11 protein-coding genes are annotated in these 14,274 nt (G+C 49.6%); 7 read left to right on the top strand and 4 right to left on the bottom strand.

All coding sequences use genetic code 11. From position 1 onward, the window contains the following. Positions 1–40 precede the first annotated feature (40 nt). Together I0P70_RS11800 and I0P70_RS11795 are read right to left on the bottom strand one after the other, a co-directional pair. Positions 41–3,634 carry a M1 family aminopeptidase gene (locus I0P70_RS11800; protein WP_196118002.1) on the bottom strand — a complete coding sequence of 1,198 codons (3,594 nt, stop codon included), beginning with the start codon at positions 3,632–3,634 and terminating at the stop codon, positions 41–43. Beyond that, on the bottom strand, positions 3,631–4,536 hold the full coding sequence (locus tag I0P70_RS11795; RefSeq protein ID WP_196118098.1) for an ABC transporter ATP-binding protein: 906 nt from the start codon (positions 4,534–4,536) through the stop codon (positions 3,631–3,633). The genes I0P70_RS11800 and I0P70_RS11795 overlap by 4 nt, the downstream gene beginning before the upstream one ends. Before the next feature lie 361 nt (positions 4,537–4,897). Between I0P70_RS11795 and I0P70_RS11790 the strand changes: the two genes are divergently transcribed. The 7 genes from I0P70_RS11790 to I0P70_RS11760 all read left to right on the top strand — a co-directional run bounded on the left by I0P70_RS11790 (position 4,898) and on the right by I0P70_RS11760 (position 10,426). Beyond that, positions 4,898–5,935, top strand: a complete 1,038-nt coding sequence (locus I0P70_RS11790) for a sensor histidine kinase (protein ID WP_196118000.1) — start codon at positions 4,898–4,900, stop codon at positions 5,933–5,935. Continuing rightward, positions 5,904–6,632, top strand: a complete 729-nt coding sequence (locus I0P70_RS11785; protein WP_196117998.1) for a LytTR family DNA-binding domain-containing protein — start codon at positions 5,904–5,906, stop codon at positions 6,630–6,632. The genes I0P70_RS11790 and I0P70_RS11785 overlap by 32 nt, the downstream gene beginning before the upstream one ends. Positions 6,633–6,761: 129 nt before the next feature. Then, complete coding sequence (locus I0P70_RS11780; RefSeq protein ID WP_196117996.1) at positions 6,762–7,181, top strand: Rrf2 family transcriptional regulator; 420 nt, start codon at positions 6,762–6,764, stop codon at positions 7,179–7,181. Between the two features lie 105 nt (positions 7,182–7,286). Continuing rightward, positions 7,287–7,580: a DUF2061 domain-containing protein gene (locus I0P70_RS11775; protein ID WP_196117994.1), complete on the top strand. Its 294-nt coding sequence runs from the start codon at positions 7,287–7,289 to the stop codon at positions 7,578–7,580. Continuing rightward, on the top strand, positions 7,546–8,268 hold the full coding sequence (locus I0P70_RS11770) for a phosphoadenylyl-sulfate reductase (RefSeq protein WP_196117993.1): 723 nt from the start codon (positions 7,546–7,548) through the stop codon (positions 8,266–8,268). Before I0P70_RS11775 ends, I0P70_RS11770 begins: the two co-directional genes overlap by 35 nt. 1 nt (position 8,269) lies before the next feature. Further along, positions 8,270–9,175: a sulfate adenylyltransferase subunit CysD gene (gene cysD / locus I0P70_RS11765; protein WP_196117991.1), complete on the top strand. Its 906-nt coding sequence runs from the start codon at positions 8,270–8,272 to the stop codon at positions 9,173–9,175. Positions 9,176–9,178: 3 nt separating this feature from the next. Then, on the top strand, positions 9,179–10,426 hold the full coding sequence (locus I0P70_RS11760) for a sulfate adenylyltransferase subunit 1 (protein WP_196117989.1): 1,248 nt from the start codon (positions 9,179–9,181) through the stop codon (positions 10,424–10,426). Between the two features lie 189 nt (positions 10,427–10,615). On the opposite strand, the gene I0P70_RS21600 is transcribed toward I0P70_RS11760, so the two are convergent. Further along, entirely contained in the window at positions 10,616–12,595 is a 1,980-nt protein-coding gene (locus I0P70_RS21600) for a prephenate dehydrogenase (RefSeq protein WP_196117987.1), read from the bottom strand. Then, on the bottom strand, positions 12,592–13,767 hold the full coding sequence (locus I0P70_RS11750) for a pyridoxal phosphate-dependent aminotransferase (RefSeq protein WP_196117985.1): 1,176 nt from the start codon (positions 13,765–13,767) through the stop codon (positions 12,592–12,594). The genes I0P70_RS21600 and I0P70_RS11750 overlap by 4 nt, the downstream gene beginning before the upstream one ends. Positions 13,768–14,274: the final 507 nt, after the last annotated feature.

The raw sequence follows: 14,274 nt of genomic DNA, 5'->3' as shown, positions 1-14,274 counted from the left end.
ATACGTTACATCTGATAGTACGGCTGTCAATTTACCATGCTCAATGGGCGCTCTTTTCGAACTGCACCTCTACCATATTGTCCTTTAACTCCCAGTCAATAAGCAGGTTGTCAGGATCTATGCCAGCACGGGCAGGTTTACGTTGTACCATCACCGTAATCGTCTGCTTATCTGAATTAATAAGATGCTTCTTCTGGTAAAGCACTTCGCCTTGACTCTGATTTGCTTTGGCAGGAGCAAATACGACAACTTCTACCCAGTCATTCAGCGGCACCTTAGTCTCTACTCCTATACTGTCAACCATAAACTTCCGAGCCTGAATTTCAAGCATCACCTGCCAGTTGTTTAGTTTGATCTGCTTCGCCAATACTTGCTTCGTCCCCAATTCCCAGAATGTATTCTTTTCGAATAGATCTTGTAGCAGATACTGAAGCGAGTCAGGGGTGACAGACTTTAACTCCCGATATAGATCAAGAGAAGTCGGCTGCGGTGATTTTCCTGATCTGTTTTTATCGATGAGGCGCTGGAGTGCGCTATTCATTTTTTCCTTGCCGATGTACTGGCTCAGTGCATAAAGCGCGAAGGGGCCTTTACGGTAGTTTTGGTACCAGTCATTGGCTTGAAGCAGCGGTACAGCAGCACGTGTACGCGGGTTTTTATACTCCTCCCGCAAGAAGCTCTGGAGACGTTGAAGCTGTTCAGGTCCATATTTATCTTCCAGCATACCCATGGCAGAATACCAGGCGAGACTTTCTGAAAGCAGCCCTGCCCCCTCTACATGGGCCGGGTCTAACTGGTTGCCCCACCACTGGTGCGCCACTTCGTGTGCCACTACTGCCGTCACCAGATCAAAGCCCCGCGGGTCATCCTTTGGATTCAGGAGAAAGAACCCCTCCCCGGCTGTGATATTGATGGGGGCGGCGTGGTTTCCGAAACTGTATCCGGAATACGTGACGAATCGAATCTGCCGGTGTGGGTAGGGATCAAACTGTTGGGTGTAATAATCCAGCGATGCCTGTATACTCCGCACCATGCGTTCCAGATTCCCGGTTTGGCCCGGGTCATAGTAAATTTGTATGGCTACATCACGCCACTTCCCCTCATGCACCGCATAGTTGGCCGAAAAGAAATTATATTCATTTCGAATGGGAGCATCCGTAACATAGTGAAAGTATCGGCGGCTGCCAGTGATCCAGCTACGGCGCAACGCTCCCGGCGCCACCACGGTCTGATCACCAGCTGTTCCTACCACCGCTTCAAATGAGATACGCTCGCTAAAGGGTGAGTCTTTGTGCGCGGCCTCATCATAGAGAGAAGGAGTAGCGGGCCGAGGAGAAAGGCCATACTTGTTTCTGGATCCAACATCATCCAGCTCACGATAATCCTGATACCCAATAGCTGGCATCCATTCATAATTCCGGAAGTTGCTGCTGTTGGCCATCACAGAAGCATCTGCTCCGCTGTTTGAAAAGCCACGAGCTTTAGCATTGACCTCAAAACTGAGTTGGAGTGAGTCACCGGGCTGAAGTAATTCTGAAAGCACATAAATCTGGTGACCTAGCTCATTGTCAGCAAGTACCTGTTTAGCTGGCCGGTCAAAGGCAATCTTGCTTGTTCGGACTCCGGCAGCAGTGGACAGATGGATAGAGTCGATGGCTACTGTACTATAATTCACTAATTGATAAATGCCGCGTATTTCTGCCTCCCGCTGCTCCGGATAAATCTCAACGTGTAGGTTAGTTCTTGTTAACCGGGGTTGTGGCCGGTCGTTGTATTGTCGGTAGCGCTTTTCATATTCAGCCCGCTGCTCCATTGCTTCAGATGTGGACAAATAGTCATTCAGCACATTGGTATTGTAAAAAATGAAACTACCTAGTAGCAGAATGCTCCCAACTGAAGTGGCAGCAACCAACACAGTGGAACGAGTGAAGCGGTTCTTGGCCAGATGGATTCGTGAAATCAGACTCCCCTCCCGACCCCGTACCCAGAGCAGTCTCGCTACCACTGCCAGTAGCAGTGCCCATGCAAGCCAGTATAATTTGAACCACAGCCAGGGTGCGAGGGAAGCGCCGAAACCAACCATATCTGTATAGGACCAACCTGGACTGGCTCCAAAAATGAGGAGCTTGTGCTCAACGCCCAGGTTTGTTGCGAAAATGCTGCCCCCGAAGATCAGGAGCGCTACCAAATGCCCCACGAATTTATGATTGACCAGCACATGAACGAAGAGGGCAAGCATCGCAAAAAGGAGGCAATCCACCAACTGTAGCCCAAATAGAACTTGCAGGTATAATCCGATCTCAATTGTAACAGCACCCATCACTGTCTGTGCCACCATGCCAGTCAGCATCAGGAATACCAGCCATAACACCAGTCCGAGACTAAGCGCCAGGAATCTGCTCAGGAAAAGAACCCATTCCGGCACCGGTGCCGCGTTCGCAATCTCGCTCAGGCCGCTTTCCCTTTCCCGCCATACCAGTTCGCCGGCATAGTAAATAATAAGCAGGGCGATGATGATCCAGAAGAAATCCAGACTCGCTACGGGTTCTATGAGCGTATCCAGTACAAAGTCTGTTCTGGGCAGCAATGGCACCCCTTTAGCTTTAAGGTTTCCAGGCAGGGCAAATCCCATCAGGATGGCCAGTACTGCCAGAAGAGGGAGCCCTGTTATACCTTTGGCCAACTGCAAAAAGGATTTCATGGAGATGAGTCGCAACTGACGCAGTTGTGTGGAAAAACCAAACGCTCCCCTTACTTGCGGAAGGGATTCTGATGTTCTCCATTTCAGCCACTCCAGGGCAGCTTGCTGAGGCTTTTGCTGTTTTCTATCTCCTGAGATAGGATATGTGAATTGAAAACGAAAATAGGTGAAAGTCAACATGACCAGCGCGATCCCCAGCCATATAAGGCGGTTCAGAAGCAGTGAGCCTTCCAGCACAAGCAGACGGATATTTTTTTCCAGTGGACTCCACTCATTCGACAGCTGGCTCATGATCGGGGTGAAACTGATGGGGTCAATTAAATTCCCCCATTCGCCCTCGTCTTGCAAAACCTGACCCAAAATGAACGCAGCCACGAAAAGGAGCGCCCCACCCAGGTAGCTCACCATAGCCTGCCGTGTAAGGGCAGCCAGCGAGAACTGGATGGCCGTTACAATAAAAGTGTTAGGTAATATGATATAGATAAAGGTCGTCAGGTAGGCTGCCGGTCGGAACGGACCCAGCACTTCTGCCTCTACGCCAGAAAAGTACAGGGCGAAAAGAGTACCCAGCAGTATGGAGAGAAGGACTATGCCATTGAGTAAGAAAGCGGCAAGGAATCGTCCTCCCAGATATTCGGCCTTGCTGGCCGGTGCCGTGTAGGTAAGAGAGTACATACGCGTATGCACATCCCGGGCCGCCGCGTCGCCCGCTACAGATGCACCTACCAACAACCACAATTGGAAACATAAAACAGCCACAGCCGCTATAACAATGGGCGCATTGAGTAAGAAATAACCATCCCGTGCATCATGGAGGTAATTGCCTATGAACCATAAGAACGCGAGCCCCGCTACCACCATAAAGTAAAGCCAGGTAGCGGCATTGCGTAACTGGTAGGCGAACTCCAGGTGAAATATCTTCCGGAATTTCATATGCTTACCTCCTCTACTTGCTGATTGCTCGTGTGAAATCCGGCCATGGTGCTGAAATAAACATCTTCCAGATCCGGCACTATCAGTTCAAAGCCATTGCCCGGACTTTCATCGCTGTATAGGTGGACCAGTTTGCGCCCGCTGAGAAGCTTTACAGAAATGATTTTACAGTCCTGCTCCAAGATCGATAATTCGCTTTTACTGATCAGCTTGCGCCAGATCCTGCCTTCCAGTGCGGCAACAGCCTGCTGTGGCGCCGCTTCCAGTAGTATGTGCCCTTTGTTGATGATGGCCATGTGCGTGCACAGCTCCGACACGTCTTCCACGATGTGGGTGGACAGGATGACCACACTATTTTCACCCAACTCACTCAACAGGTTAAGAAAACGTACCCGTTCAGCCGGGTCCAGACCAGCTGTGGGCTCATCCACGATGAGTAACTTCGGATTGCCCAGCAAGGCTACTGCCACACCAAAGCGTTGCCGCATCCCCCCAGAATAGCCACCTAGTTTCTGCCGACGCATGTCCCAAAGGTTCGTCTGCCGGAGTAAACGCTCCACCACTTCTTTGCGGGATGTGCGGTTCGTGATGCCTTTCAGAACTGCAAAATAATCCAGCAGGTCCTCTGCACTCGACTTCGGATAGATACCGAACTCCTGCGGCAGGTAACCGAGCGTCTGACGCACCTCCTCCTTCTGGCGCAGCACATCTAGTTCACCCAGGGTGATGGTGCCTTCGTCAGGTTCCTGCAGTGTGGCCAGTATACGCATCAGCGTAGATTTTCCCGCACCGTTTGGACCAAGCAAGCCGTACATTCCCGAAGGAATGTTCAGGTTAATATTGTTCAATGCCTGGACGCCATTGGCGTATGTTTTAGAGACATTTCGGATGGACAGGCTGATTTGATTTCCCATAGTTATGTTCATTAATATGAATCTTGTTGCTGATGAAAATAAGAGCGTTAAATAGCATGCTACCCCATACTTTCACGCTTTCATTATTAACAGGAAAGAAGCGAAAAGACAGAGAAGCCTATACCCGCAAGAGGACAGAATGAGATCTATCCCGCTCATTTTCAGAATAAAGGAAATAGTGTAGCCCTGAAAAGCAAAAAGCAATATGCTGATGCTGCTAATGGATCGACCAAAGACTGCTTTGCTTCCGCCAAAGTACTTGCAGCCTCAACTCTCCATTTCGTAGATCGAGACAAGGCAACGGTCGAATGGGTGATAAGGAAATGGCAGGAAAAAATATCTTTGTTTTATGAATAGAATTAAAAAGGTATTCACGCTGATCCACATAGTTCTCTGGATCCTGTTTAGCCTGCTGGTAGCCTTGCAACTGAGCCAGGATGATATCCACTGGCTTACCTTGACCGTGGGCTTCATCCTGACATGTTTGTATGTTTTCTACAGTCATTTCTTTCTCCTCACCCGCTATTTAGGTAAAAGAAAAAGGAAGGCTTATTTCTTCCGGCTGGCCGGAATTATGCTAACCGGCCCTTTACCTTTTTTAATGTTGCATCCTAAAACGTTGGATGCCTGGCCGGTTTTCTTTCAGTTATATGCTATGACACTGGTCTCCATTGTACCCATCTTTACCTTCCTCAGTTGGTTGGCCAGGGTCACAGAAAATTTGGTGCTTAATACGATCAGGAAAGAACAGTTGGAGAAACAGGCCGTAGAGGCAGAGTTGTACTATCTGAAGTCACAGATCAATCCGCACTTTCTGTTTAATACGCTCAATAACATTCATACGCTGGTATATAAACAGGCTCCGGCAGCACCGGAAGCAGTGATGCGCCTGTCTTCACTCATGCGCTACATGATCTATGAATCCAATGCCCCGACAGTGCCGCTTTCAAGGGAAATGAGCTACCTACAGGATTATGTGAGTCTGCAGCAGCTCCGGTATAAAAAGAGCCCGGTTGTGGACCTGCAGATAGAAGGAGATACCGATTCGTGTCACATTGCCCCGCTGCTGTTCATTCACCTCATGGAAAACGCCTACAAACACAGCCCGGCCCGACTGGAACCAGGTGATATAAAAGTGCGGGTGGAGATAAAAGAAAATACCCTTACCTTCCATATTCAGAACCCCAAAGGAAGGCACGAGGGAAATAAGCTGGAAGAACCGGGAGGCATCGGACTACCAAATGTTCGGAAAAGACTGTCTTTGTTGTATCCGGACCAACACCATCTGGAGATCAACAGCACGGGCGAAAAGTTTACAGTTACTTTGAAAATTCACAATCTAGATTCACAGGTTCATGAAAGAGAAGCTCACCTGCTATATAATTGATGACGAGCACCTGGCCCAGGAAATACTGGAAGAGTATATAACGAAAGTCCCTTTCCTGGAGCTGAAAGGCACCTTCATGAGTCCCTTGGAAGCAGCCGCTCAGATAGATGAAGATAAGCCCGACCTGCTGTTCCTGGACATCAACATGCCTGACCTGGATGGACTCAGTTTCATACCTATGCTGAACCCAAAACCCATGATCATCCTGACCACTGCCTATGATCAGTATGCTCTGAAAGCTTTTGAACTGGAAGTGAAGGATTACCTGGTCAAACCGTTTTCGTTTGAGCGATTCTACAAAGGGGTATTTCGCTTGTATCAGGAACAGGGTAACCGGCAGGTGCCGGATAAAAAGGAAATTACAGCTGAGCCGAAACATGAGCAGGAGTACATTTTCCTGAAAGTCGGGCATCGTATTCAGAAAATTGCAACCCGCGACATTCTATTCATAGAGGGTATGAAAGACTATCTGCGGATACACACAGCCAAAGAAAAGATCATGACCCTGCTGAGTTTTGCCAGAATGGAAGAACTGCTGCCAGATCAGGACTTTGCCCGTGTACACCGTTCTTATATGGTTGCCATCGATAAGATCGTCCACATCGAAAAGAACCGGATCAGCATCGCAGATCAGATCATCCCGATAAGTGAAACCTATAGCGACAGCTTTTACAAAAAGTTGAAAGGATTGACCTAGGCTGGCATGTATCATTAGCACTAACTACAATCTTTTGTTCGCAGAATAGTTTTACATCGGACTGCTTCTTAATTTTGTGATAACACAGCCTGCTCTAAAGAGCCGGCCCTGCTGATACCGATCTCTTTTATGTTATCCAAAAAGACCAAGTATGCTTTCCATGCCCTCACCTACCTGGCCGAAAACCAGGACAAGGGTGCTGTGCTGATCCAGGAAATTGCATCCAGTAAGAACATCTCGCACAAGTTTCTCGAGAACATCCTGCTTGAGCTGAAAAAAGCAGGTATACTGGGCAGCAAAAAGGGCAAAGGCGGAGGCTATTACCTCATCAAGAAACCGGAAGAGATCACACTGGCCAAAATCATTCGCCTGCTCAATGGTCCCATCGCCTGGCTCCCTTGCGTGAGCCTCAACTATTACGAGAAATGCTCCGACTGCCCAGATGAAGCGACTTGCAACATGCACATCATTATGTGCCAGGTAAGAGATCAGACCCTGGCCGTAGTAGAAAATAAGACCCTCTCCGACCTGATTACCTCAAACAACTGAATAGCAGTCTCTTAAATATTAAACATAGCTGATTTAAGTTTTTTTTAACTTATTACCCTACTAAGTTTGTAGGTTTTGTGTAGTTTTGGCGCTCAATGCAGCGCTATGCTACTAGACCGATATCTTCAGAAAGCTTTTAGTAAAAAGCAGCGTCCGCAGAAAAAGGACAGCAAATTCAAAAGTGTTGCCAAGGCCATTTCATGGCGTGTCTTGGGCACTTTTGATACCATTGTTATTTCTTACTTGATCACGGGTGAGCTTAAAATGGCTTTCTCAATCGGCTCGATTGAGGTCTTTAGTAAGATCCTGCTCTACTATGTCCACGAACGTATTTGGGAACGATTCACAGTAAAAAAAGAGGCTCATGAACTTGAAAAATCAAATACCGTCGCTGCTTAAGGAACTGGCAGACCTGTCCCTTTCCGAAACACTGGCCTGGGTAGCCAACCGATTTCCCGGCAAAGTTGCTTTTTCGACAGCACTGGGTCAGGAGGATCAGGTCATCACGCACGCCATCTTCTCCGATCAGCTTCCGATCAGAATCTTCTCGCTTGACACAGGCCGCCTGTTTCAGGAAACCTATACCTTATGGGCAGACACCGAATACAAGTATAAACGCAAAATAGAACCCTTTTTTCCGCAAGCTTCCGATGTGGAGTCGCTGGTCGCTAAACAAGGTATAAATGGATTTTACGACTCAGTTGATAACCGCAAAGCCTGCTGCCAGGTCCGTAAGGTACTGCCGCTGACAAGAGCATTGCAGGGCGTGGAGGTTTGGGTAACCGGACTGCGCTCCGGCCAGAGTGCCAACCGCAGCAGCTTCAGTTTACTGGAATGGGATGAGGCGTTTCAGGTCATCAAATTCAACCCGATCATCAACTGGTCTTATGACGAGATGATCGCATACCTGCAGGATAACGCGGTACCCTATAATAAGCTTCATGACCAGGGCTATGTCAGCATAGGCTGCGCTCCCTGCACCCGGGCCATACTGCCCGGGGAAGAACCACGTGCCGGCAGGTGGTGGTGGGAACAGACCCAGAAGGAATGCGGTCTGCATGCAAATTATTCAATTAAACAAAACTAATATGGCTACTCACAACGCTGTATTCCCCAGAGAACTGGAAGACGAGGCGATCTATATCATCAGAGAGGTCGCCGCACAGTTTGAAAAACCTGTACTCCTGTTCTCCGGCGGAAAAGACTCGATCACACTGGTAAGACTTGCCTATAAAGCATTCTATCCAGGCAAAATACCCTTCCCCCTACTGCACGTCGACACGGGGCACAACTTTGAAGAAACCATCCAATTCCGGGACGAGCTGGTGGAAGAACTTGGTCTCGAGCTGATCGTGCGCTACGTGCAGGACAGTATAGACCAGCAGAAGGTGGTGGAAGAAACAGGTAAATACGCCAGCCGCAACGTGCTGCAAACGGTCACATTGCTGGACGCCATCGAGGAGTTTGGCTTTGACGCCTGCATCGGAGGTGCCCGTCGCGACGAAGAGAAAGCCCGTGCCAAGGAGCGTATCTTCTCGGTCAGAAACGACTTCGGCGAATGGGACGCTAAAAAGCAGCGCCCGGAGCTGTTCGATATGCTCAACGGCAAAATCAACCTGGGTGAGAATGTGCGCGTTTTCCCGATCAGCAACTGGACAGAGCTGGATGTTTGGAACTACATCAGAGAAGAGCAGCTGGCTATACCTTCCATTTACTACTCCCACGAGCGCGAAACCTTTGAGCGTGACGGACAGATCCTTCCCTACTCCCCTTTCATGAACATGTCGGAAGATGAGTCGGTAAGCACCCGCATGGTCCGCTTCAGAACGGTGGGCGATATGACCTGTACTGCTGCTGTAGAGTCAACGGCAGTAGCGATCGATGACATTATTGCAGAAATACTGAGCGCCACAGTATCAGAAAGAGGTGCCCGCATAGACGACAAGCGCTCCGAGGCGGCGATGGAAAAAAGAAAGCAATCAGGATATTTTTAAGGTATGGACGTTCTAAAAATTGCAACCGCCGGAAGTGTGGACGATGGAAAAAGCACCCTGATCGGGCGACTCCTGTTCGAGACCAATTCAATCACCACCGATAAGCTGGAGGCCATCATGGCGAGCAGCAAAAAGAAAGGCCTCGACTATGTGGATCTGTCGCTGCTGACAGACGGCCTGATAGCAGAACGTGAGCAGGGTATCACAATTGACGTGGCGCACATTTACTTCTCTACGCCTACCCGTAAGTTTATCATAGCCGACACACCGGGCCACTTTGAGTATACCCGCAACATGGTGACAGGTGCTTCCAACGCCAATGTCTCCATGATTTTGGTGGATGCCCGCAACGGTGTAGTGGAACAGACCTTCCGCCACTTTTACATCTCCTGCCTGCTGCGCATTCCAAACGTAGTGGTTTGCGTGAACAAGATGGACCTGGTAGATTATGACCAGACAAAGTTTGAGGAAATAAAGTCAGCTTTCATGGCTTTTGCTGAAAAGGTACGCTTTCCGGAACAGGAGATCAGCTTTATACCTGTGTCCTCGCTCTACGGCGAAAACCTCGTGCATCAGTCAGCGCACATGCCCTGGTACGAGGGGGTATCACTACTTAGTTTACTGGAGGCTATACCTTTGGAACAGCACCTGTCAGAGGAAGTAAGCCGTTTTCCAGTGCAGTATGTGGTAAGGCCCAAGTCAGAAGAGTTTCATGACTACAGAGCCTACGCTGGCAAGGTAGCCAGTGGCCTGCTGCGCAAAGGCGAACGGGTGGTCGTACTGCCAAGCGGACAGGAAACTACCATTGCCAAAATCGAGAAGTTTGGACGTGAGATAGAGGCGGCGCAGGCCAAAGAATCGATCAGCTTACTGCTGCAGGATGACGTGGACATCAGCCGGGGCGATATGATCGTGCCGATCAGCCAGTTGCCACAGCAAAGCAGGCAGCTCGCGGCCACCATCTGCTGGATGGACAAAAAACCTTTGCGTGTGGGCGGCTCATACCTGCTACAACACGGCGTGAATACGTCCAGAGCCAAAGTCAGCGCACTCTCCAACCTGATAGATGTGGTGACACTGGGTGCTGATAGCGCTGTAAGTGAGCTGAAGCTAAACGAGATTGCCGATGTGCAGCTGAAAACAGCAAAAGAAGTCTTTTACGACTCTTTCACTGAAAACAGAGCCAATGGTGCTTTTATCCTCATCGACGAGCAGACAAATTCGACTGTCGGCGTTGGCCTGATTAAGTAGTATTTTAATTAAATGTAAGAAGTGATTGAGGCGACCTGAAATCACTTCTTACATTTAAATAGCTACATAAGATTTGCTCTACATTCCTTTATCGCAGAGTTACACCAAAGCTAATAGCGAGGATAAGGGCACTATTTACCAGGATCCTTACAGGGTGACAAAAGAGCAAGCATACAGCAGTCCTGTGTCTTAATGCGCATTCATGATGGCGCTCTGGTGATTGATGGACTCCTGGTGTACGGCTTTGAGATACTTCTGGATAAAGTCCCGGCTCAGGCCCAACTTCTCTCCCCGCTCAAATGATCTCTCCAACACGTCGTTCCAGCGGGAAGCCTGCAGAATGGTCAGCTTGTTTTCCTTTTTGTACCGGCCGATATTCTCCACCACCTGCATTCGTTGTGACAGCAGGGAGAACAACTCACTGTCGAACTGGTCTACCTGACTGCGCAGCTCCTGCAAGGTGTCATCTACCCCTACTTTACCGCCATAGCCGTTCCGCAGCACCAGCCCATCGATGATCTCCGCCAGCCGCTCCGGCGTCACTTGCTGTTTGGCGTCGCTCCAGGCTTTGTCCGGGTCAATGTGGCTTTCGAGCATCAGACCGGTATAGTTCAGGTCCATCGCCTGCTGCGAGATTTCTGCCAGTAACTCCCGGTTGCCGCAGATATGGCTCGGATCACAGATCAAAGGCAGGTCAGGCATTCTTCTCTTCAACTCGATGGGCAATTGCCACTGCGGTGCATTACGAAACTTTGTTTCGCCATACTTAGCAAAGCCTCGATGAATGGCTCCCAGCTTGGTAATGCCTGCCCCGCTCAAACGTTCCAGCGCCCCGATCCACAGCTCCAGGTCAGCATTGATTGGGTTTTTGACCAAAACCGGCACATCTATACCTTGCAGGGCATCCGCTATTTCCTGCACTGAGAAAGGGTTAACCGTCGTACGTGCCCCAATCCAGAGAATGTCCACGCCATACTTCAGCGCTTCCTCCACATGCTGTTTATTGGCCACCTCCACGGCTATTTTCATACCTGTCGCCTCCTTCGCTTTTCGCAGCCACTCCAACCCGATCGTGCCGATGCCTTCAAAGTTATTGGGTCGTGTGCGTGGTTTCCAGATGCCGGCTCGCAGTACATCCACTTTGCCAGTAGCGGCTAGCTGTCGACAGGTCTCCATCACCTGCTCTTCTGTTTCGGCGCTGCAGGGACCGCTGATCACCAGGGGCCGTTGCAGATCTGGCAACCAGGCACTGATCGGGGCAATCTCGAGTTTGTCTTTTCCGGTGAGTGGCGGAGCAAAGGGTTTCTGCCGGTTCTTAAGTTCTATGCCATCCAGTATGCGGCTGATCTGGTTGGCATTGGAGATCATGTCGTAGGTTTCGGTGCTCAGTCCTTCGTCGATCGTTTCTTTGAAGAGCAGCAGCTGATCGATGTAAGCATCCAGTGCCGCCGATACATGACCTGCGTTCTGGCTGAAGATGGGCGCCCACATATCTGGAGAGCTTTTGGCCAGTCGCACGGTAGAGGCGAAACCACTGCCGGCCATATTAAAAATGCTCTTCTCGTCTTTCTCGATCTTGAGCACCGTCAGGCCAAGGGCAAAAGAGGTGATGTGGGACAAGTGCGACACAAAGGCGATGTGGCGGTCGTGTTCACGGGCCTCCATGTGTACCGTTTCCATTTTCAGGGTGCCAAACAATTCCTCCACTTTCCGAACAGCCGCTATACCGGAGGCCTCTGCGTTGCAGATAATATTCACTTTGTGGTCGAAGAGCTTGTGGTGCGCCGCTCCCGGTCCGGTATTTTCGGTGCCGGCAATCGGGTGGCAGGCGACAAACTGCTCTCTGCGCGGATGGTTCGCAACGGCCTGGCAGATCTGCTCTTTTGTTGACCCTACATCCAGCACAACAGCTCCGTCTTTTATCTGGTCTAAAAGCGTAAGCACAATGCCCGGGGAGACATCCACCGGCGTAGCCACAATGATCAGATCACAGCTACTGGCCAGATCTGCCAGACTGCCCTCTTCTTGTATGATACCTGCACCTTTTGCGATCCGGAGGTGCTCCGGGTTGTTGTCTGCGCCGATTATTTTAATGGCAAAACCACGTTGCCGGAGGTCCATGGCCATGGAGCCTCCAATCAGTCCGATACCTACTACGCCTACGATCATGTTGTTTTGAATTTAGTATTTTTAAATGCTTTGATTCTTTCAAGTGCTGTTTGCAGCTGCCCGATGTCAGCGCAAAGCGACACACGGATGTAGCGCTGCCCGTTCGATCCGAAAATGAAACCGGGCGTGATAAAGACCCCTGCTTCGTAGAGGAGCTGATCCACCAGCTGCTCCACTTTCACTTTTTCCGGTGCACGTCCCCACACAAAGAGACCTGCCTGCTCAGTGCTATACCTGCATTCCAGCGTGTCCAAAATTTGCCAGACCAACTTCCGTCGCTTTGCATAATGCGCATTCAACTCATCATACCAAGCCTGGGGTTGTTTTAAAGCCTCAATGGCGGCCTGCTGTATACCCAGGAACATACCTGAATCGACATTGCTTTTTGCGATCAGCACATTCGAGATATGCTGGGGATGACCAACCAGCACACCCACCCGCCAGCCGGCCATGTTATGCGATTTGCTCAGCGAGTTCAGCTCCAGTACATGCGCAGAGATACCCTTAATTGATAAAATACTTTCAGGCTTATCGTTGAGGATAAAGCTGTAAGGGTTGTCGTGGCAGAGCAGGATGTCGTGGCGTTCCGCAAAGTCCATAAGTTGAGCCAGCGCTGCTTTGCTCGCCTTCGCTCCGGTAGGCATGTGCGGATAGTTCACCCACAAAAGCTTTACCTTACTGAGATCCTGTTGTTGCAATTCCTCCAGGTCTGGCAGCCAACCCGTCTCTTCCCGCAGGTCATAGTGCCGCACCACCCCACCAGCCACTTTGGTCGCAGCGGCATAAGCTGGATAACCCGGATTGGGCACCAACACTTCATCCCCGGCGTTCAGATAAGCATTGGAAATGTAGGTGATGCCTTCTTTTGAACCTATGAGCGGCAACACCTCTGTTTCGGGGTCCAGCGTAACCGCATAATAAGAGGCATACCAGTCATTGAAGGCTTGCCGGAGTGCCGGTATCCCTTTATAACCCTGGTAGCCATGTGCTTTGTCGTCTCTGGCGGCAGCGCAAAGTGCCTCCACCGCCTGCCGGGGCGGAGCCATGTCCGGACTCCCTATACCCAGGTTGATAATGTTTTTGCCGGCTGCATTGAGCTGTGCGACCTCCCGCAACTTTTGCGAGAAGTAGTACTCCTGCACATCGCCGTATCTGTCTGCTATGTTCACCATCTGCTTTTTTTAGGTGCTTATCAATTGCTTTAAATAAAAAAAGAGTCCGCCGGATGGGGACTCTTTGTAAGTGCAAAACAACAGCTTGCTTTTTACCATAGATATCCCGCCTTCTTCCTGAGATAGAAGTAGTAATAGTAAAAAGTAAAATAGCTGTTCAGGTATATGGTCATGTTAATACACAAAAAAAGCCTCCGATCGGGAGGCCTCTGATTTATAGCTGTTTATCAACCTATAGCATCGCCACCCTTATTTACATAAAGTAAAATAGTAATAGCTATAATAGACGATATGATTTTGCGCTGTGTTCATTTCTGCTGGCTAATATCTGATATATTCCTTACAATCAAAAAATTATGGGTGATTTTTTTCAAGGGGATGGCTCATTGCTGTAGTAGTTGCAGGCGAATGTCAGATAAAAGCAGGTTGACTGATTTCGACCGATAAGCGTACTAATTCCATCTCAGTTGTGCAACACTCTGTTTTTAGTTAAATTGATACCCTAAA

Source organism: Pontibacter sp. FD36 (genome assembly GCF_015686655.1).
Taxonomy (GTDB): Bacteria; Bacteroidota; Bacteroidia; order Cytophagales; family Hymenobacteraceae; genus Pontibacter.
This window is presented reverse-complemented; position numbering and strand designations above follow the sequence as displayed.

Excerpts from the sequence above, each read along its gene's own strand:
- I0P70_RS11760 (WP_196117989.1), top strand. The coding sequence starts at position 9,179 with ATGGACGTTCTAAAAATTGCAACCGCCGGAAGTGTGGACGATGGAAAA.
- I0P70_RS11790 (WP_196118000.1), top strand. The coding sequence starts at position 4,898 with ATGAATAGAATTAAAAAGGTATTCACGCTGATCCACATAGTTCTCTGG.
- I0P70_RS11750 (WP_196117985.1), bottom strand. The coding sequence starts at position 13,767 with ATGGTGAACATAGCAGACAGATACGGCGATGTGCAGGAGTACTACTTC.
- I0P70_RS21600 (WP_196117987.1), bottom strand. The coding sequence starts at position 12,595 with ATGATCGTAGGCGTAGTAGGTATCGGACTGATTGGAGGCTCCATGGCC.
- I0P70_RS11775 (WP_196117994.1), top strand. The coding sequence starts at position 7,287 with ATGCTACTAGACCGATATCTTCAGAAAGCTTTTAGTAAAAAGCAGCGT.
- I0P70_RS11770 (WP_196117993.1), top strand. The coding sequence starts at position 7,546 with ATGAACTTGAAAAATCAAATACCGTCGCTGCTTAAGGAACTGGCAGAC.
- I0P70_RS11785 (WP_196117998.1), top strand. The coding sequence starts at position 5,904 with ATGAAAGAGAAGCTCACCTGCTATATAATTGATGACGAGCACCTGGCC.
- I0P70_RS11780 (WP_196117996.1), top strand. The coding sequence starts at position 6,762 with ATGTTATCCAAAAAGACCAAGTATGCTTTCCATGCCCTCACCTACCTG.
- cysD (WP_196117991.1), top strand. The coding sequence starts at position 8,270 with ATGGCTACTCACAACGCTGTATTCCCCAGAGAACTGGAAGACGAGGCG.
- I0P70_RS11800 (WP_196118002.1), bottom strand. The coding sequence starts at position 3,634 with ATGAAATTCCGGAAGATATTTCACCTGGAGTTCGCCTACCAGTTACGC.